This is a genomic window from Sorangium sp. So ce362 (genome assembly GCF_051519845.1).
Lineage (GTDB): Bacteria > Myxococcota_A > Polyangia > Polyangiales > Polyangiaceae > Sorangium.
Window position 1 is genome coordinate 11,549,326 of record NZ_CP150332.1, and the last position, 19,880, is coordinate 11,569,205.

Below are 19,880 nucleotides of genomic sequence, written 5' to 3' on the forward strand. Positions count from 1 at the left end.
ATGCTACGTTCACGCGGCGGCGAGACGGGCGCTCACCATCGCGAAACGAGCGTTCACGATGCCGCGATCTGGGTGTTCACGATGCCGCGATTTCGGCGTTCACGATGCCGCGGCGCACGCAGACGAGGGCTGCCCACGCGCCCATGCTGCCGGCGAGGACCGCCAAGCACCGGCCGTCCCGCGGCGACCAAAGTCGGACGGTTCCATCCATCGATCCCGAAAAAATGATGTTCCCGCGCACCGAGATTGCCACCCACCAGACGCTGTCCTCATGCCCTGCGAGCACGTGGAGGCGCTCTCCCGAGCGCGCGTCGAACACCCAGACGGCGTTATGGGAGGTCGTCGCGAGCAGGGCTCCGTCGGGCGAATAGGCCAGGGACAGGACGACGTCGCCATGGCCAAGCAGCGTTCTCGGCGGCGTTTCGGAAAGCACACTTAAAAGGCGGACGATTCCAGCGTTTGAGCCGACTGCGAGGGCATCGCCGTCGGGCGAATAGGCGGCGGACACGATCCCGTCGGTATCGGGATAAACAAACTTACGATGCGCGCTTGCCCTTCGGACGTCCCACAGGCAGGCGGTCCTGTCTTGGGAGCCGGAGGCCAGAAAGCTCCCATCGGGCGAGAAACATAGAGCCCGAACGTCGTCCCGGTGCTCAACGGCGAGTGCGCGTACGTTGCCAGAGCTGACATCCCAAAGCCGGATCGATCCGTCCACCGATCCAGACGCGAGCAGGCTGCCGTCCGGCGAAAAGGCAAGGGCTCTCAGCCACTCCGAAGCAGGGCGCACCCTCGTGATCGGTGCCTGAAGATCATACGAACAGCGCAGCGTGATGCGCGGCGTATCCGTGCCCGGCGACCACACATGAATGACGCCGTCTGCCGTCCCCGCAGCGAGGTCTCCGCCCGAAGAGAATGCCATCGATAGGATTCCCGTGCCACGCACGACGAGTTCTTGCGCAGGTTCTCCAGCGCTGACGTCCCAAAGCGTGATACCTGCTCGGGACGGGAAAGCCAGGCGGCTGCCGTCGGGCGAGAGTGCAGCCATGTGGAGCCCGCGCTCTCGCCACGGAAGGTTGCGCTGGATCTCTCCGGTCGCTGTCGCCCGAACTTGAACGGTGTCCGCGCGCGAGAGGACTAGCAGAGAGGCATCCTTCGTCATAAACGCCGCATTCGCTTGCTCGCGCATCGTCAGGCGCATCGGCCCGGAAGGCGCTGTGCTCCGCCTCCAGACGGCACCACCGTCCGTCGTGAAGAACAGCGTGCCGCCGTCCGATGAGAACGCGATAGAACGGACTGCCCTGTACCCTTGTGGCTCCTTCTCCTCTTCGGGACGATCGATCCTCTCGCGCACGTCGGCCGTTCGAGCGTCCCAGAGACACACGAGCCCGTCCTGATCGCCGGACGCGATGGCATCGCCGTCCGGCGAGAAGACCACCGGCCGGGCCCGCTCCTTGTGACCCACGAGCACCTTCAGCAGCGCCCCGGTGCGCGCGTCCCACAGCCGAACCGTGTGATCGTACGAGGCGGATGCGAGCTGGTCGCCGTCAGTGGAAAAGTCCAGGGAGCTAACCATGGCCGTGTGCCCGGTTAGCTCCGCGAGCAGCGCCCCCGTGCGCACATCCCACAGCCGAACGCAATGGTCGTCCCCGCCGGAAGCGACCCTGCCGCTGTCGGGTGAAAAAGAGATCGCGCGTACAGCTCCGCGATGACCGGAGAGCGTGTGAAGGAGCGCTCCGGCGCGCACGTCCCAGAGCCGCAGGGCATAGTCATCTCCGCCGGCCGCCAGAACGAGACCGTCGGCCGAAAAGACGAGCGCGTTCAAGCTGTCCTCGGGCTCCTCGAACACGCGGCGCAGATCCCCTGTGATCGCGTCGACAATCTTGATCACCCGCCCCGCGGCGCAGGCAAGGAGCCGCTGGTTCGTCGACATGCAGAGGATGCGGACGTAGACGCCGGTGCGAAGGAGAGGCGCCGGGGGCTGGCGAGCGCCCGCTCGCACTGGAGAAGCGGCGGCCGGGTCTGGCGTCGCGTGGAGGAAGACGGCCCCTTCGAGATCGGCGCCTTCCCAGCGCGCGCCATCCATGGATGCGTCAACGAAGGAGGCGCCGAACAGGCGGGCGCCATCGAACCGGGCGCTGTCGAGCAGCGCGCCGTCGAAGACGGCGTGGTCGGCGATGGCGCGCGTCGCCCTCGCTCCCCGGAGATCGGCGAGGGAGAGCACTGTCTGCGATAAGTTCGCGCCGGTGAGGTCCGCTCCCTCGAGCCCGATCCCGGTCAGATTCAGCCCCGCGAGATCAGCCCCGGCGAGCCTGGCGCGCATGGCGACATCGACGCCGGACGCCTGACTTGACGTGGTGCAGGCAGCGTAATAGAGGGTCAGTAAGGCATTCTCGCTTACGCGACGCCGGTAGGGGGCGGTCAAGATGCCCCGGAGGGTCCACTGCCTCTTCTCCCAACCCGCCATTCCCGCCAGGAAACCGACAACTTCGCGCGAGACGCGCGGCAGATCGAGCGCCTCGGCGCGGTCCTCGCCGAGGCGCTCATCGATATCGACGGCGACGAAATATTCGAGAAAAGAGCGGTGAGCGAAGCGATAGCGACCTCCGGTCTCGTCGAACGTCAGGAAGACGGCGGTGCGGACCTCGAGCATTGCAGGGTCCAGGGGCACGCGCGCGAGCCGGCGGCCCAGGATCTCCACGATGAGCTTGGTAATCTCGTTGAACGTTGCGCTCTCCTGCCCCGTCGCGAAGAGCTCGCGGGCGAGTCCGCACGCGAAGGCGAGGCGCAGGGGGCGCTCGACGTGGCGTTCGCGCTCCGTGCGGCTGTCGAGCCAGTCCTCAGTGGCCGCGCGGTAGAGCGTGGCGGCGGTGTTCTCGCCGGTCGTGAGCTTGTCGCTCTGCTGCACGATGAGCTCCAGGAGCTTCGGACGCTGGGCAAGGTTTTCCAGATCATGCGTCCTCGCAATGCAGTCTAGCGTCTGGAGTGCCTCCTCCGACGATTGCGCTGCCTTGCCAACAAACTCCTGGACCTCGGCCTGGTTCAGCGCCTGGATCTCGACCACGCCCAGATCCCCTGCGGGGCGGAGGATCTCGGACATCCGCTCGGCCGTGGGAAACAACGTCTTGCGCGACGTGAGCACGATACGCGAGAACGGCTCCGGGAACGGCCTCACCAACGGGTCAATCGCGGTCTCGATCGAGCCGGCTTCCAGATCGAGCTCGTCCAGGCCGTCGAAGAGCGGCATGGCCATGCCGAGATCCACCGCGAGCCGGAGCGCTTCGAGGGACACTCCAGGGATGTGCCGCTCGATGATGGCGCTGAGATCCGGGCGGAGGCCGGTCAGCGGGAGGAGCACGGGGGCGACGGCGTGCTTGTCCGTAACGTACGCGTCCGCCATCTTCTTCGCGAGGCGCTGGAGCTGCGTTGACTTCCCGGAACCGAAGTCACCGAGCAGGAGCGTGGTGCGATGTAGCTGGATCGCCTGGTGGATCGCCTCGGGTACCGGCAGCTCAGCGCCGTCTCCGGACTTTGCCCGGCCGGGGACGAAGCGGCGCTCTCGCTCGTCGGTCCAGGCCGAAAAGCACATCTCCGCGTGTTCGCGGAGCGGCTCGCGTATGAACGTGGCGATGGCTTCCTCGAGGATGAGCGGCTCCGCGCCGTCGATCAGATAAAGCGGATCATCCCACGTTCGATAGACGCGGACATCGGCACCGAGGGCGCGGAGCCGTCGAGCAAGCGCTGCGACACCTGGTGCAAACCACTTAACGGGCAGCGCCTCGAGAGGTGGCTGGCTCAAGGCGACCAGAAAGGACCCATCCGGACGGAGCGCGACGGCGGCCTCCACGGGAGGGGGCTCGTGTCGATGAGGCTCGCCGGGCAGCGTGCCCTCGTCCGTCAGTTCGTAAAGGCCGAGCGTCATCGCTTGGCCGGCAGGTCTAGGGCCGGCGTTTGAATGGTCGCCTCGGAGGCCCAGGGGCACGACATCCATCCTCTCGAGACGAAGGATGCGGAGCATGAGCTGGCCGGGCCGCGCCTGTCCAATGTCGAGCTCGATCGTCCGGTGCTCCGATGTCTTGGGTACGTGAAGAGGCCTCTCGAGGAGCAGGCCGCTGGCTCGAAGCAGATTGAGGACATCGGCGATGGTCCGAGGCGTCGCGGAAGCGGCGCGGGGTTCGGGTTCGGTCGCCGCGTCGTCGCCGAGCTCCCGGAGGATCTCCACCAGTTTTGCCTGCTCGCCTTCCGCGTCCCCGTACGTGAGCAGCCGGACACCGGCCTCTTCGAGGCGCCTCTTTCGCCATGGAGAGGGGTCGACGGCGGAGCGCCGGACGAGTGCGAAGTGCCGCGGGCGCTGCTCTCCCGCCGTTGCGTGCACCCAGCGGAGCAGGTTTTCGAAGTCATCGCCCGCAGGGCCGTATCCGATGAAGAGGAGCGGCCGCGTGTGGAAGAGAGCGGTGAACGCCTGTCGGTGCGTGAGATCGCCGTAGACCGCTCGGTCGTAGTCATCGCGAGTGAGGACCCAGGTCGACCGATCCCGGAGCGCCCCGTGAAGCTTGAGGATGTAGCGGGAGCGCGTGGCGATATCGCCTGTCGCGCGGGGCAGCTCATCCCATTCGCCCCGGAAGGCGCGCTCCAGAATGCGGTCCAGGTTCGTGGTGAGCACCGCCCGGAGCTTCGGCGCGAGCGCGGCGATGGCGACGGCGATCGCGGGAACCTCGCGGCCGCCATCGTCAAGGCTGTGCTCGACGACCGCACCGAACTCCGGGGCGCCCAGCGCGTCCTTCGCGGCCGAGATCGCGTCGACGAGCTGATGCTTGTTCGCGAGGTCGCGGATCTCGCGGACCGCTGCCTCACCCTGGTGCCGCTTCTCGACCCGCTCGGCGAGGATTTCCGTGAGACGCTCCCGGTCCGGCAACCCAGCGGCCACAGGTACTCCCGGCCCAACCACGAGAACCAGGTCCCGTCGACCGTATGCCTCCTTCAGCTCGGCGAACGCGGGGTCCCGAAGCGGATCGGGGCTGAGCTCCCCTGGCGGTGTGGTCACGAACCCAGGTTAGGTGTGTGGTCCGCGCGGACGCAACCCGGTGGTTGAGAAAAACTCACGCCGCGCTCCGGGGAGCCGAGGATCTCGCCACCATCGGCCCCTCACGCGGTCTTGACGGGTGACAACGCCGGTGAAAATGGCGTGCTTGCAAGACCGCTTCCATCCAACCTCATGCGGTCGCCGACTTCGCCGGGCGCATGATCCCGCGGAAGGGAGGGCTGGTCCGACGCGACGGCGTGCGCAGAGTGAAGTGCCGTGCCTGAGCCGCGAGGCGGCGCGGCCGGATGCGGCCTGGGTCTGACCACGCGGGCAGGATGTCTGTGGGCTGGAAGCGCGAGCAACGTGCCAGGGGCATCGCGATCGTCGCGCGGCGCACGAACGCTACGTTCGTGGAGCGTCGAGTGTATCGACCTTCATCGTCACTTCCAGAATGCGGCGTGGCCTGAGGTATGGATCATCTCCATTTGCCACGCTGAGGGCGCGTTCTGTGCTGCTTCCGATCCATCCGCCCATGAATAGATCCACCAGAAATTGTTGCAGTGGTATGCTCATCGAACGCACGTCCGCATAGTGCACACGGGCGGCGCCCTGCCTTTCCCGCCCGCTGCCCGCGATGATCGCGAACAGGAGACGCGCGGGGACGACGAGCAGCTCGCCGTAGCGGCCGAATAGCCAGTAGACAGCTGTCTGTGAGACGCTGGTGATGGTTCTGATTTGCTGGACGTCGATGTCGTAAGCATCGATGAACTGCGTCCCCGCCCCACCCTCCCGTGCTGGCTTCTTGCACTGGATGAGCTCGGCGGACCGAAAAAGGAACGCTCCTGGCACGGAGACGTTTACGACGATCGCGAGATCTGCGCCATGCTCTGTCTCCTCGCTTTTTGTTGTCTGCCGGTCCTCAATCGTGATCGACGCGCCCCGCGTGCTTCTAGAGCTTCCTACCGCTGAGACCGTTACTGCAGCGCTATTCAGCGAGTTCTTGATGGCACTGGCGAGCCGCTCGGTGAGGACCTCCTCCATCGCCCCCAGCTGATCATTCAACTGCCCACAAAAGGAGGATACGGCCGCCTTGACACGAGTTCGAATCGTTGCTTCGGCGGGCAGCGAACATAGCCATGTGCTTGCTCTGACGTCGAGCGGATGCGGAAACGCGGGGCGCCCGTCGACACAACGCGCGAGCCGCGAGAGAATGTGTCCCGAAAGCGCCTGATCGGCCGTGTCCAGGCCTTCGACCGTCGCGAGCATTCCCCGCGCGCGATCGCGCAGGGCTTGCTCATCGGGGCTGCTGCGACAATCGCGAAGCGCCTCCCGTACCGGGCGGGAAGCCGCTGCAACCAGCAGCGTAACAGACTCGACGAGTTGCTGAATCTCTGCATTCCGAGTCAGCAGCATGGGGATCATTGCGGCCCAGTCTTCCGGGGACTTCAGAGCAAACGACGTGATGGCCTCCTCGAACCCGCGGCGTTCAGTCCGACGCTCGCCGCGCTGCGACCCGTACCAAGCGTACCTCAGCAGGTACGTCCAGGCACGAGCGCGCCTCAAGAGAGCTGGATTAGTCCCGGAGTCCCTGACGCCCAGCAGTGCAAGCAGGGGCGCGGAGACATCCTCCGGCGTATTTAACTCTTCACGGTTACCATGCACGATGAGCGCGTATTCATATGCGAGCTCGGCCGAGAGAAACTGCGAGAGCCGCGCATAGTCTAGAAGCAAGACGTCGCGTACGTCGTGCGACAAGCCGGATCGGAGATCACTTGCCTCACGCCACGCGCGGGCCACTCTTTGGGCGACCCGGTCGGGTTGATGGTGGATGAGGTGGCGTGCGAGACGGGGTGCTTGTCGCGCGAGCGAGGCAAGCGCTGGGCACGTCAGGCTGTCCACGATCGCGCCCGCTACGCCGGTCTCTATGCACCGGTTCAGCAGCTGCTCCAGGACCTCCGAGTCGAGCTTCGAGTGACCAGTGGTCTTTGCGGTTGCCCATCCGACGAGCGCGTCGCGCCAGGTGGATGCATGCTCGTCGAAGTCCGGTGCCGCCAGCGCCGTACGGACAACCAGGTCAAATAAGGGCTGGGAGACGTTGCACCTATGCTTTAGCGCGAGCGGAAACAATCTCTTGGCGATGGACAGCGTGCGCTCGAGCATGGTCTTCGTTTCTGCGTGGTCCGGATCGCGAGCGAGGATACTGTCGATGGCGCCGGCGAGGGCCAGGGCGAGTACGCAAGGATTTGTGCTATCAAGCTCGAGAAATGCCTGGTAGTCGCCATACTCGGCGCCATCGAAGATGAGCGCCCAGTGACACTGCGTCATGGCCCATTCGAATCCGTCAAGCGCGCCCGCCGGCATCAGTCGGAGAAGATGCCTGCCAAGGTATCGTAGGAGCGGACGGTACTCCGATGGCTCTACATTATGCACGAGCGGGGCGACGACCTCCTGCACGAAGTCGGGCCTGCATGGCGCCGCGCGTTCATCGAGCGCGCGCTCCGCCGCTCGATTCAGCTGACCGATGAGTGACTCGACAAGCGAGCGCTCATGCGCCACCACCTCGGAGCCCCCGAGCCTCCGGACGCCGCGCTGAAGCCAGAGTTCTTTGAGGGTCGCAAAAAAAGTGCTGGACAAGTACATGCCATGCCCTCGTGGTGCGAGTTCCACCATAGATATCAGAGGGCTGGACGGTGAGCGACCCCGCTGTTCCAGGAGGGAGCGGATCGCGTAACGAATCTCGTGTCGCTTCGGGTTTGGGGCGGCGGCGCACCGAGGACGACCCGGCGTTTGGCGCGCGGCTCTTCGCCTTGCAGCACCCCAAGCTGCGCCGTCGCCCTCGGGAATGACGTGGCGGGCCGGCCGGATCGCTCACGATGCGATCGGTCGGCCTCCAGCCACGCTACTGGGCGGGTTTGACCTGCGGATCCGAGCCGCGCACCAGGCGGAAAGCGTCGTCGGTCGCCTGCGTGTTCTGCGTCGTCACGATCTGGAGCTTGTCCCCCTCGCGCCGCGCGACGTGCACAAGGATGCCTTGCATGTCGGGCGCCGGTTGGCCGTCGGGCCGGAGGGCGCCTGTCAGCACCCATGCCCAGCGGACCACCGCGACGTCCGGCGCGACGAAGCGCGTCTCGACACGCACGCTCTCGAGGCGGCTCTGCCGGAAGACGGTCTTGTGAATGCCAACATGGCTGTCCCGGATGGCCGCGCGCCCGTGCCACCACATCCCGAAGATGTTCACGAAGTCCGCGTCCTCGGCATTCAGGGCAGCGAACGCATCCATGTCGTGCCGGTTCCAGGCGTCGTTGAACGCAGCCACGAGCTGCTCCCCCAGCGCCTGCTGCGCGCGCGCATCGGGCGCCGCCGCGGCGGCCGGCGTCGCGGGCGTCACCGGCGCGGGAGTCACAGGCGCGGCAGGCGGCGGCGAGGCCGGGGCGCAGGCGAGCAAGAGGAGCGGCAGCGCAGCGGTGGCGAGGAAGCGATGCATCGGGTGCCATTACCTCCAGGCGGCGCGGGACTCAATCAGCGCTGCGTCTCGCTGACCGGGTGCTCGGGGCCGGGCCGCCCTTCCGCCAGCGTGTCCCCGAGGCGCTCCTGCGTCAGCCCCGGGCTGCTCGACAGCCGGGTCTCCGCGTGCGGGTCGTCCGATCGGGCGACCGACTCGGTGTGCGCCGTCGCGGGGCGCGCCTCGCTCAGGGGGTGATGGCTGCCGGGCCTTCCTGAAGCGAGCGTCGAGCCCTGACCGACGTCGGGCGGCGGCGCTGCGTGCAGCGGCCGCGGCGGGGGCGCTCCGGCCGCGCGCGGCGTGAAGAGGTCCGCCAGGTCCGGCAGGTGCCGCTGGAGCCGCAGGCGCTCGGCCTCGGGCAGCGCCTCGCCGATCACCTGGCACACGGCCTGGGCGTGCTCCATGCCGAAGCTGCGTGGCGCGCCCTCGCGACGGGCAACGCGGTCGTAGAGCTCATCGCGATCGAAGTCGCCCTGGTACGCCACGCCGCGCACCGCGGCCGCGACCGGCCCCGGCAGCCCGCCCGCGACCGCGGCCGCCTCGTGCTCCAGCAGCCTCTCGCCCAGCGTCCGTGCGGTCGCCACGATCGCGCGCTCGACCTCGTCACGGCCCTCCAAACCGGCGCGGCGCTGCACCTCCTCGACGAAGCGCTCGTATTCCATGATGCACCTCCTTGCTGAGCGCGATCTTGCGACGCCCGGGCCACGGCGGAACCCGGCGAGCCGTCGAACACGCGACGCAAGCCGCCGTCGTGATGAGCCCCTGGGCGTTCCGCCGACCTGCAGGTCGCGCCTGCCGGGTCCGGACCCCCCGCGCGCGAGCCTCTATGCGGCGCGCCGCACGAGGGCGCGGCGGCCGCGGCCGGTCAGGGCGAAGTGGCCGTCGACGAGGCCCTCGGCGACGAGCTCGCGCGCCCAGCGCCAGGGCGGCTCGCTGCCCGGGCGCTCGAACCAGGCGCGCAGGGCGTCGAGCGCCTCGGCGGGCAGCTCGAAGTGCTCGCGGAAGGGCGGGAGCGTGCCGACCCGGAGCACCGTGCCCTCCGGATCGGCCGCGAGATCGAGGCCGAGGCGCCGATCGTAGACGGCGCCGTCGACCTCGATGTGCACGTCGCCGGCCTTCTCGCGCGCGACGGCCTCGGATCCAATCTCGGATAGGCCGCGGAAGACCAGCGGTGACACCGGCGGCGGCTCGTTCGGCGCCGGGCCGCGCCAGTGCAGGTGATCGCGCCAGGCTTGCCGGAGCGCCTCGTCGGCGATCGCCTCGGTGAGCTCGCGCTCGAAGCGGCCCTCGATCTCGAGCATGCGCGCCTCGAGCTTGCGCCGGATGGACTCGGCGGTCGCCCGCTGGTGCTCGTTGTGAACGTGGTTGTGCTCGTGGACGATCGCCAGCAGCTCGTCGCGGCTGGGCGGTGGCTTGATCATGGGTGCCTCCGCTCCCTCCCTGGGGCCGGCGATCGCCCTCCGCGAGGGATGGATGCGTGAGGGCAGGGATGAAGGCTTCAGCCTCCATCGAAGGGAGCGACCCGACCGAGGTTGGGGTAGCCCCCCCCGTACAGCGAGCTCGGCCCCGCACAGGAAGCAGGGCCTGCCGCTCGCCGAGTCGATCATGGATCTTCGGGGGCTCGGGAAAGATGAGCTCTGTCACGACGTCGAAGTCGATCGCGGCGTCTTCCTGGTTGAGCTCACCGCCCCTTACGAGACAATTGCGTTTGTCAATGATGGGCGTGGGCGCCAGGCCGCAGAGGAACGGCACGCAATCCTTCTCGTGGTAATCCTCGTGGTAATCGATGTCGCCAGGTCGGGTCGCGGCTCGCCGCCGGTGCCCGCGAGCGCGCTCCGCGTCGCGCGCCGTCATGAAGCGGCTTCGCGCTTGACGATCGAACGCGGCTTCGGTGAGATTGTGCAATCTTCGCCACAGGAGCCCTCATGCGCCACCGTTTCTCAATCGTCGCCGCTTTGATCGTTGCTTCGCTCTCGCTCGGTGCGAGCGCCCGCGCCGATGACGGGCAGGACGAAGTCACGCTCAAGAGCGGCGGCACGATCCGGGGCACCGTCGTCTCGTCCGAACCTGGGGCGAGCGTGAAGATCATCGAGCTGGGCGACAAGGAGGTGCGCGTCATCCCGTGGTCCCAGGTGTCGGACGTCGAGCGCGGGAAGTTCGCGCCGAAGAGCGCCACGCAGCCGGGGTCCGCGGGGCCGGGCTACGGCGCCGCACCGCCGCCGCAGCCGCTCCCGGCCCCGGCACCGACGCTCGGCGCGCCCGGCGTGGTGAGGCTGCATGTCGAGAGCCCGAAGCCCGTGCGGGTGATCGAGGAACGCTCCACGACGGTCGGCGCTTACGGCGGCTACGGCTTTGCCGTCAAGCAGTTCCGGCCCGTCTGCGCCTCGCCGTGCGACAAGGTGATCGACGGCAGCGACGGGCGCCGGTTCTCGCTCTCGCCGGAGGATATGCCGCCGCCGGACCCGTTCACGGTCTCGCAGATGACGGGCGACGTCACGCTCCACGTCGCGCCCGGCAGCTACGGGCGCCACAGCGCGGGGTTCTGGCTGACGATCCTGGGTACCACCGCTGCGGTCTTGGGAGGCACCTTCCTTCTCGTGGACGCCACGAGCCCATCGTACGAGTACGACGACGCGGGCAACGAGATCCCCGACGAGGGTGGGGTCTCGACCCCGGGCCTCGTCACGCTCATCGGCGGCGGCGTGGCGCTCGTCGGCGGCATCGTGCTGCTCGCGACCTCGGGCACGTCGGTCACGCTCGAGCAGCGCGATGGGAAGCCGCCTGCCAAGGCGGCGCAGGTCAAGCCGCGCTACTGGCTGGGCGAGTTCTGATGCGTCCGCGCCGGCTCCACGGGCTCCTCGCGCTCTCGCTCGGCGCGGGCTGCGGCCCCGGCGCGGCGCCCGCCGGCCCTCCGCGCAGCCCCGAACAGTCTGCTGCGCCGGCGCCGCAGGCGAGGTTCACGCTCGGCGATCGCGCCATCGAGGAGGTCGTGCGCGCGGTGAGCACAGCGCGGCAGCTGTCGCCGAGGAGACCGGTCGTCGTCGAGCGGCTCGACCACGAGCGCTTCGTGGAGCGCCTGTTCGCCGGCCGCGACGCGGAGCCTTCGCCCGAGGGGGCGCTCAGCGCCGAGGCCGCGTTTCTGCTCGGCTTCAACTTCCTCCCGCAGCCCGGAGAGCGCGGCGGGCTCTCCACCGTCGACGAGGTGCTGAAAGAGCAGGTCGTCGGCTTCTACAGCCGCGCGACAGACAAGGTAGTCATCCCCGACGTGGCGCTCGCGTCCGAGGACGAGCTGCTCGAGCAACGGGCGGTGCTCGCGCACGAGGTGCAGCACGCGCTCCAGGCGCAGGTCTTTCCGCGCCCGCCCGAGGCGAGGAGCGCGGACGAGGCCATCGCGCAGCTCGCGCTCATCGAGGGCGACGCGATGGTGGCGATGGGCGCGTGGCTCGGCGCCGAGGCCGGCGCGCCGGTGGGGCGCACGCTGCGGCGGATCGTGGAGGTGACGAAGCGCGTCCCGCTCGCGAGCGTCACGCGCGGCGAGGCGGACACAAAGCTCGACAAGGCGCTCGACCTGACGAGGAAGCGCCTCGAGTTCCCCTACCGCAGCGGGATGCTCCTGGTCACCGACGTGTATCGCGCGGGCGGCTTCCCGCTCGTCGACAGGATGTACACGCGCTTCCCGCGCAGCACCGAGCAGGTGTTGCACCCCGAGAAGTACCTCGCGGGCGAGCCCCCGCGACCGTTCGCCGATCCCCGGCCGCCGCCGGGTTACGCGCTGTCCGCCGCCGACACGCTCGGCGAGCTCGACACGCGCATCCTCCTCGAGCGCTGCGTCGACGCCGAGATCGCCGAGCGCGCGGCCGCGGGCTGGGCGGGCGATCGCTTCGGCGTGTTCGCCGGGCCGGAGCGGCGCCTCGCGACGGCGTGGATCAGCGGGTGGGACACCGAGAAGGACGCGGAGGAGCTCGAGGCGACGCTCGGCCAGAGCGCGGCCTGCTGGCAGAAGAACGCGCTCGGGCTCGAGCAGGGCGACTACACGATCGCCGCCAGCATCGCCGTCCGCCGGCAGGGCAAGCTCGTCGCGTTCGTGCGCGGCTTTCCCGAGGGCGCCGGCGCCGCGCTCGCGTCGCAGCTCTTCACGCTCGCCGGCCCGGAGCCGAAGCCCACGCCGCTCACCGATCTCCCGATCCCGCCGCGCGTCCGCCTCCCCGAGCCCGAGCCGGGCCGCATCGAAGGCGACGTGTACCGCAACGGCTGGCTCGATGTCGTCGGCCGCGTGCCGCCGGGCATGCTTGGCCATGTGGGCGGCGACGTCGACTTCGTTGTCGAGCGGCCCGGCACGCTCGTGCGCGGCGGCATGTCGGTGTCCACGCGCATCACCAGCGATGCCGAGAACGAGAAGACGTTCGGCGAGGTGCAGGAGTCGTTCGTCCGCGATATCGCCGCGCTCTCCATGCGCGTCGAGGCGCTCGGCGGCGGCCCGGTGACGACGGCGCTCGGCGCGGGCGTCGCGCGGACGTGGCGGGTCGCCGGCACGCCGGTGGAGCTCCGGCTCGTGCTCGTCCCGATCTGCGCCGGTACCGGGTCGATCGTGTTCGTCCAGGCCTATGGCGATCCCTATGCGCGCGGCGTGCTCGACGGATGGATGGACAGCTTCCGCTGGACCGACGGGCGCAACCTCACCGCGTGTGACTTTCTCGATCCGAAGTAGCCTCCGCGTGACCGCGGCGACCCCGTGAGGCGCCGCGATCCAGCGCGGATCCGGGCGCCTCAGTCGTTCGGAACGGGTGGATGGCTTCAGCTCACGGGCGTCGAGCCCGGCGTCACGTCGAGGAACGAGCAGCCGGGGCAGGTCACATGGCAGCCTTCAGGCGATTGGAATCCTTCCAATAGATTGGCGTGAAATCCAGCCTACGGGCGGCGCTGCTGCACGTTCCTCTCCGGATGCGCCGGGCCGGAGGCGCCGAGCGCGGCGGAGCAGGGTTCAACGAGCGGCTGGAGCGCCACGTGAAAGCGTTCCAGCAGGGCGCGGCGGCAGCGCGCGAGGGAGGAGAGAGCATGGCATCGAGACCGAAGAGGATCCTGGTCATCGGCAAGAGGGCCGATATTCTCGAGCGGGGCGTGGCAGTGCTGAAAAAGCAGGGGCACGCGGCGGCCGGCACGGTGAGCGAGTCACCGGACACGGAGTTCCACGCCGGCGACTTCGACCTCATCACCCTCGGCGGCGGCGTGGACGCCGCCACCCGGGAGCGCCTCCACGCGCGCTTCAAGGAGCAGAACAAGGACGTGATGGTGCTCGACGTGTACGCCCCGATCGCCGCCCAGCAGATCGCCTGGGCGCTCGGGAGATCTTCCGTCGAGGGAGAGCTCGGGAGCGCCTTCTCGGTGGCGGAGGGGGATGACGCGATCGTCGCGCGGGCGACGATCGAGCGCGCCTGTACGCTGCGCCTCGACATCTACAGCTACCCCGGCTCCGCCCTGGAGCCGGAGGTCGCGCGCATCGTCGACACCTCCGTCACCCCGGGAACACACGAGTTCAGGTTCGAGAGCGAGCGGGCGCGTGACGGGTTCATGGCGGTGCTGACGTTGAACGGCGAGGAGCACCACCTGCACCGCCTGCGATAGCGCCCGGGATGAGCGGGGCCCGCCGAGTACGACGTCCTCGAGCTTCAGCGGCACCCACCGCCCGCCCTCGAGTCGGACCCTCTCGAGCGTCCTCCGCAAAGCATGGCGGGCGAGCTCTGCTTGCGGCCTGTGGTTCCTCGCGATGTGCCAGATGGCCCCCCGACATCACCCCCGAGGCGCCGCTCGCGGCGCAGGCCGATCCGGTCAGGCCGTGCTTCCGCCGTGCTCCGTGGCCGCGTCCGGCTCGGCGTAGGCGGCCCGCCACGCGTCCCGCAGCTGCCGGAGGAGGGTCGGGTACACGAAGAAGCGGCGGAACGGCTCGATCAGCGCCATGTACGCGGAGGTCCACCGCGATACCGGCTTGACGTAGACAGCCCAGTACAGACGGTGCCCCTCGGCCGTCGGCCTGATCGCCATGCAGGAGAACGCGTGGACGGTCGCGTTGCGGATCTCGCTCACGGCCTCGCCCTGGAGCACGTACAGCGCGCGGAACGGCCCCTCGCGCGTGCCGGGCTGCACGGACGACCGTCTCGCCAGCTCGGACGGAACCTGGTGCACATAGGACTCGGGGGGCAGGCCCTCCTCGACGGGATCCCAGCCAAAGAGCTTGCCGAGCGCGCCGCGGAGCCAGAACAGCGCGCGGACCAGCGCGCTCGAGGAGCTGCTCTCCGGAGGCCGCAAGCGCGCGCGGACGTCCTCGATCGTCCGCGCCGCGCCGCCGCCCGGCAGGTCGACCACGGACACGTCGTTCAGCGGAACGCCGCGAAGGACCTTGTGCACCTCGAGGTCGAGATCGATGAACTCCTGTGGTGAGAGCCGCATGGAAGCCTCCGTTGAGCGGCGCCTCACGCCGCCGGTCATCGCCCGGCGGCATCGCCCGGCAGCGCCGCGCTGGCGACGGAGCGGACGTAGGGCCGGGGTGCACGCGAATCCAGGGCCGCGCCGCCCAGCATCAACCACAATCTGCAAGGTCCACGGGGGGATTGTACCGCGTGGCTCGGAGGCTGCCCAGGCGCGCTTTTCCATCGGCATCGGCGAGGAGATGCGGCGATGACGGACGGTCGCGCGGCCGGCGTAGAGGCCGTCGTCGACGCCGCGGGCGAGCAGGCGTGTCTCGCGGACGCGGCTGTGGCTGTCGAGCGCGGCGATCCAGAGCTCCTCGTGGACGAGGAGGGAGGCGAGCCTCGGGCCGAAGTAACGCGCCACACGCGGGCGGCGCCGGTGAGGAGCGCTCCTCGGCGCGCGCGGGCGGCGTGGTAGCGGCGGCCGAGCTCGAAGGCGGCGGCGAGCCGGGTGGCGTCGAAGAGCGCGATCTGGGTGCGCTCGGCGAGGGCCGCGGGAGAGAGGCGACCGAGGGAGGGGAGGGCGGCCGTGCCGAGGATGCGGGGGCCGACGCCGGGGAGGCCGAGCACCATCTCGAGGAGGGCGGCCTCGGTCGCGGTCGGAAGCTCGGCCGCCGTCTCGGTGGGGGGCGTCGACGGGGGCGCGGCTCATCGGGGCCACCTCTGAGGACGGGTGACGGAGCGGGCGAAGAGGGGGCGAGGCGCTCCTCCCGAGCCGGGGCTGAGAACGCCGCGAGGCGGTGAGGATAGACCGGGGGTGCCTCATGCTGGCGGTACGCCTCATCCTGGTCGTATGCGGGACGGCCGGTTTCGCTATGGCGAGCTCCTCGCCGATGCGGACAACAGCCTCCATCAGGTTATCATCGCCGCCATGGCGCGCACCGCACCGGTCCCGAACATCCCCGCGATTCCTGGCATGAACCCCGGTGTGTGGATCATGGGCGGCGGCGGCGCGGGCGGAGGAGGGAACGGACGGGGAGGCAACGGACAGGCCGGTGGACAAGGGGCCAACGGGCAGAGCGGCGGCAACGAGGCCAATGGCGGAGGCAAGAACGCCAGCGGCTGTGGCCAAGGCAAAGGTGCCGGTTGCTCCAACCCCGTGCATGGCGGGGGCGGCGGCGCTGCCGCGGGCGACCCCGTCGACATCGTTACCGGGCGCGTCTACACCGAGCCCGTCGTCGATCTCGCGCTGCCTGGCCCTCTGCCGCTGATCATCTCCCGCGCGTACTCGTCGACAGCACGTAGCCGCGATGTCGGCCTCGGCTTCGGGTGGACACATTCACTCGCGTGGGAGGTCGAGGTGCGGCGCCTCTCGGTTCGTGTGTGGCGACCCGAAGGAACTTTCCTCTCTTCTCGTCGCCTCGAGGTCGGAGACGCCGCCGTGCTCGAGGAAGGGGCCCTGCTTCTCCACCACGCAACGGGCTACGCCCTCATCACCTCGGACGGCCGACGACATGAATTCCTCGGCACTCCGAGCCCGGGCCAGCGCCTGCTACTGAGCCGCATCATCGATCGCAACGGAAACACGATCAAGCTCAACTACCGGGATAGTATACTCGAGTCCGTCATCGATAGTGTGCAGCGCGTCGTCCGTGTACGCCGTCATCAGGACGGCCACATCGCGGCATTCGAGGTGAAGAACAGCCCGTCGCAGGGCCGGTGGATCGCCTACCGGACGTACACCTTCGATGCAGCTGGGGACCTCACCTGTGCGACGGACGCAGAGGGGCATGCATCGAGATTTTCATATTCCGAGCACCTCATGACGTCTCACACGTATCCGGCGGGCCTGCGCGTGGTGTATCGTTACGATGCACAGGGGCGGTGCGTCGAGACGTGGGGGGAGTACCCGGGCGCGCGCGATCCGAGCCTCGCAGAGGACGTACCGGCATTCCTGGCAGACAGGACGACGGAGGCGAGGGGAGTCTACCATTGTAAGCTCGACTACGGCGACGACGGGTACACCGAGGTCATTGACTCACGACAGGTGCGCCGCTACTTCGGGAATAGATTTGGCAAAATCGATAAGGCTGCCTGGGGCGTGGGTGTACACACGTCTTCCTACGATCAGGCCGGCAACCTGACTTCCTATACGGATGCGCTTGGCTCAACCTGGCGCTGGGAACGAGACGAGCACGGAAACATCGTCCGCGCCGTCGACCCCATGGGCGCCACGACCGAGTATCGTTACGACGAGGCCAGGAACCTGGTCGAGATCATCGACCCGCACGGCGTCTGGACGCGCTACGAGCACGACGCACGCGGGAATCTCCTCGCGGTCCGAGACGCGTCAGGCGACGTGATCCGGTACGCGTACGATGATCGCGGTCTGCTCGTGGAGGCCATGCTCCCCAACGGCGGTGTGACGAGGATCCGCCGGGATGTGCACGGCAATCCAGCCGAGATCGTCGAGCCTGGCGGGGAGATCAAGCGCATACGCTACGATTACCTGGGGTGCGTGCACGCCATGACGGACGAGCGCGGGTATGAGCGCCGGTATGTCTACAGCGCCCGGCGCGAGGTCGTCGCCGTCCACCTTCCGGACGGTGGCCAGTACTCGTTCGCCTACGATGCTGATGGCCGGGTCGAGCGCATCATGGACCCCGTCGGGCGCGTCCACGAGCTCCGCTGGGCCGGCCTCGGCGCGGTGCATGAGCTCCGAAAGCCGGATGGATCGCGCATCCGCTACCGCTATGATCGCGAGGGGGCGCTCACGCTCGTCATCAATGAGACAGGGGAGAGCCACCGGATCGTCCGCAACCCGGCGGGCTGGATCACCGAGGAGCATACCTTCGATGGTCGACACGTTCGCTACCAGATGGACGTCGCCGGGAGAATCACCCTGATCGGGAGCGACAGCCATGACAAGACAGAGTTCGTCTACGACGCCTGCGGACGCATCGTCGAGCGTATCTACGCGGATGCAACGAAGGACCACTTCGCATACGATGCCTGTGGCCGGCTGATCTCCGCCGCGAACACGGCCGTCGAGTGCGAGTTCGCTTACGATGACCGCGGACGGATGACGCGCGAGACGCAGATTTTCGAAGGAGCAAAGAACGTCATCAGCAGCGCCTACGACGCGCTCGGCAAGCGCCGGATGAAGCACACGTCCCTCGGGTACCTCGAGGCGGTCGAGCACGACGTCATGGGTCAGCCGGCGCGCCTGCTCCTCGGCGGAGTCGATCCCATCGAATTCCGCTGGGACGCGCAGGGATTCGAGATCGAGCGCGTGCTTCCGGGCGGCGGTGCGGTCCAGACGAAAGTGGACCCTCTCGGACGCGTCGAGCGGCGCCGCGTGGTCAAGCCGTCCGCCGGTCCCGTGGTCGGCCCCGGGCAGCCCGAATGGGTCGGCCCGGTTCCGCTGAACGTCACGAGTGAACGTGCCTATCGGTACTCGCCAGCTGGCGACCTCCTCGAGGAGTGGGATCGCTCCAAGGGGCGCGTCGTCTACACGTACGATCCAGCCGGGCAGATCCTCTCCAAGCTCCCCGAGCAGGCGCGCGCCGAGGTCTATGCTTACGATGAGGCAGGAAACCTTTTCGAGCAGGGGGCGAGCGCTCAGCCGAGAGCTTACGAACTCGGAGGAAAACTCGTGCGGCGCGGGCGCTCGGAGCTCCTCTACGACCGTGATGGACGCCTCGTCGAGAGGCGCGTCACCGAGCCTGACGGCCAGCGACGCGTGTGGAGATATCACTGGGACGCGCGCGGGCTTCTCTCGACTGTCGTGACCCCGGACGCCCAGAGCATCGCGTTCGTGTACGATCCATTCGCACGCCGGGTCGCCAAGCGCATAGTCGCCAGCGGCCGCGTCGCGTCGCAGACCCGCTTCGTCTGGGATGCCGACGTGCTCGTGCACGAGATCCGCGAATCGGCCAGGGCGACCGGCGCTCCCCTCGTGGAGCAACGGACCTACTGCTTCCGGCCGGGGACGGTCTTCCCGTTGGCCCATGTTGACGCCGTGCCTGATGGCTCGCGCAGCCTGGCGACCGAATGGGTTCATTACGTCAACGATCGCACGGAACGGCCCTCCGCCCTCGTCCGCGGCGACGGCGAAATCCTCGCGCGGCTCGAGACCCGGGTGTGGGGCGGCGTCGAGCCGCAGGAGGGCGCCCTGGCCACCACGCCGCTGCGCTACCCGGGCCAGTACGAGGACGAGGAAACGGGGCTGTCTTATAACCGCTTTCGGTACTACGACTCCGAGAGCGGGCGGTACATCAGCGCCGATCCGATCGGCCTCCAAGGCGGCCTGCGGCCCTTCGGCTACGCGAACAACCAGCCGTTGCTCGTGATCGACCCCGATGGGCTCGACCCGGTGCTCTCGACGGTGAGCGGCAGCTCCGGCTCCTTCACGAGAGGTAGCCAGGAGTCTCCGGCAGAGATCGGGGGCGGGAGGAACCCGGAACTACACGATATTGTCAAGCAGTCGCTCCCGCCTACCGTGAACGGCAAATATCCCGGCGGTCCAGACCCGACGTCGTGCGCGGAGCCCCGTGCGCTCACGGCTTACATCAAGCAGTGGGAAAAGGACAACCGAGACGGCAAGCCGCTCGATCCGAAGAACCCGGAAGACCACGCAGAGATCCGGAAGTGCCTCGGCTCAGTCACAAGCGTCAGCGCCCGGAACCCGCCGAACGGGAGCCAGGAGGCCGTCCCGCGTGCCCCCTGCCCCAATTGCAGTCAGCTCCTCGCCAATCTGCACTCGAAGTGGGGTGGGCCTGCACCAGAGACGATCCAGGAGGGCTATCCTGCGCTGACCGGGAAGAAGGGAGCGAAGACGGGGATCGGCGCGCCCTCAAACTTTTCGAGCCCGAAGGATCCGGGCTGGCTCCAGGGCCCGGTCGACTCGGGCGCGAGCTACCAGCGTCACGAAAACTACGGAAGACCGGTGTGA

11 protein-coding genes and 1 pseudogene are annotated in these 19,880 nt (G+C 68.5%); 5 read left to right on the plus strand and 7 right to left on the minus strand.

The features are described from left to right. Positions 1–76 precede the first annotated feature (76 nt). The 5 genes from WMF17_RS44270 to WMF17_RS44290 form a co-directional block, all read right to left on the minus strand. Positions 77–4,924 carry an SIR2 family protein gene (locus WMF17_RS44270; RefSeq protein WP_437646954.1) on the minus strand — a complete coding sequence of 1,616 codons (4,848 nt, stop codon included), beginning with the start codon at positions 4,922–4,924 and terminating at the stop codon, positions 77–79. Between the two features lie 498 nt (positions 4,925–5,422). Further along, a complete protein-coding gene (locus WMF17_RS44275) occupies positions 5,423–7,660 on the minus strand; it encodes a hypothetical protein (RefSeq protein ID WP_437646956.1) in 2,238 nt (745 codons plus the stop codon). A gap of 259 nt (positions 7,661–7,919) precedes the next feature. Beyond that, entirely contained in the window at positions 7,920–8,504 is a 585-nt protein-coding gene (locus WMF17_RS44280) for a YybH family protein (protein ID WP_437646958.1), read from the minus strand. A gap of 35 nt (positions 8,505–8,539) precedes the next feature. Next, the gene (locus tag WMF17_RS44285; RefSeq protein WP_437646959.1) at positions 8,540–9,184 is read right to left on the minus strand and encodes a DUF2267 domain-containing protein; all 645 of its coding nucleotides are present in this window, start codon (positions 9,182–9,184) and stop codon (positions 8,540–8,542) included. Between the two features lie 162 nt (positions 9,185–9,346). Continuing rightward, positions 9,347–9,943 carry a hypothetical protein gene (locus WMF17_RS44290; RefSeq protein ID WP_437646961.1) on the minus strand — a complete coding sequence of 199 codons (597 nt, stop codon included), beginning with the start codon at positions 9,941–9,943 and terminating at the stop codon, positions 9,347–9,349. A 184-nt stretch (positions 9,944–10,127) separates the two neighbouring features. Between WMF17_RS44290 and WMF17_RS44295 the strand changes: the two genes are divergently transcribed. The 4 genes from WMF17_RS44295 (at position 10,128) to WMF17_RS44310 (ending at position 14,144) form a co-directional block, all read left to right on the plus strand. After that, positions 10,128–10,481: a hypothetical protein gene (locus WMF17_RS44295; RefSeq protein ID WP_437599584.1), complete on the plus strand. Its 354-nt coding sequence runs from the start codon at positions 10,128–10,130 to the stop codon at positions 10,479–10,481. Next, positions 10,478–11,353: a hypothetical protein gene (locus WMF17_RS44300; RefSeq protein WP_437599585.1), complete on the plus strand. Its 876-nt coding sequence runs from the start codon at positions 10,478–10,480 to the stop codon at positions 11,351–11,353. The genes WMF17_RS44295 and WMF17_RS44300 overlap by 4 nt, the downstream gene beginning before the upstream one ends. After that, a complete protein-coding gene (locus tag WMF17_RS44305) occupies positions 11,353–13,230 on the plus strand; it encodes a hypothetical protein (RefSeq protein ID WP_437646963.1) in 1,878 nt (625 codons plus the stop codon). Before WMF17_RS44300 ends, WMF17_RS44305 begins: the two co-directional genes overlap by 1 nt. Positions 13,231–13,418: 188 nt before the next feature. Beyond that, positions 13,419–14,144, plus strand: a complete 726-nt coding sequence (locus WMF17_RS44310; RefSeq protein ID WP_437646965.1) for a hypothetical protein — start codon at positions 13,419–13,421, stop codon at positions 14,142–14,144. 204 nt (positions 14,145–14,348) lie between these two features. Here WMF17_RS44310 and WMF17_RS44315 read toward each other — a convergent pair whose 3' ends face one another. Next, complete coding sequence (locus WMF17_RS44315; RefSeq protein WP_437651461.1) at positions 14,349–14,966, minus strand: DUF2867 domain-containing protein; 618 nt, start codon at positions 14,964–14,966, stop codon at positions 14,349–14,351. Positions 14,967–15,200: 234 nt separating this feature from the next. Beyond that, positions 15,201–15,638 (minus strand): annotated as a pseudogene (locus WMF17_RS44320) (JAB domain-containing protein); the annotation flags it as partial. Positions 15,639–15,857: 219 nt separating this feature from the next. On the opposite strand from WMF17_RS44320, the gene WMF17_RS44325 reads away from it, so the two are divergent. Then, positions 15,858–19,880, plus strand: a complete 4,023-nt coding sequence (locus WMF17_RS44325) for an RHS repeat-associated core domain-containing protein (RefSeq protein ID WP_437646966.1) — start codon at positions 15,858–15,860, stop codon at positions 19,878–19,880.

Bases quoted from the DNA above. Each gene is read 5' to 3' on its own strand.
- WMF17_RS44325 (WP_437646966.1), top strand. From the start codon at position 15,858: ATGGCGCGCACCGCACCGGTCCCGAACATCCCCGCGATTCCTGGCATG.
- WMF17_RS44290 (WP_437646961.1), bottom strand. From the start codon at position 9,943: ATGATCAAGCCACCGCCCAGCCGCGACGAGCTGCTGGCGATCGTCCAC.
- WMF17_RS44280 (WP_437646958.1), bottom strand. From the start codon at position 8,504: ATGCATCGCTTCCTCGCCACCGCTGCGCTGCCGCTCCTCTTGCTCGCC.
- WMF17_RS44285 (WP_437646959.1), bottom strand. From the start codon at position 9,184: ATGGAATACGAGCGCTTCGTCGAGGAGGTGCAGCGCCGCGCCGGTTTG.
- WMF17_RS44305 (WP_437646963.1), top strand. From the start codon at position 11,353: ATGCGTCCGCGCCGGCTCCACGGGCTCCTCGCGCTCTCGCTCGGCGCG.
- WMF17_RS44315 (WP_437651461.1), bottom strand. From the start codon at position 14,966: ATGCGGCTCTCACCACAGGAGTTCATCGATCTCGACCTCGAGGTGCAC.
- WMF17_RS44275 (WP_437646956.1), bottom strand. From the start codon at position 7,660: ATGTACTTGTCCAGCACTTTTTTTGCGACCCTCAAAGAACTCTGGCTT.
- WMF17_RS44295 (WP_437599584.1), top strand. From the start codon at position 10,128: ATGGATCTTCGGGGGCTCGGGAAAGATGAGCTCTGTCACGACGTCGAA.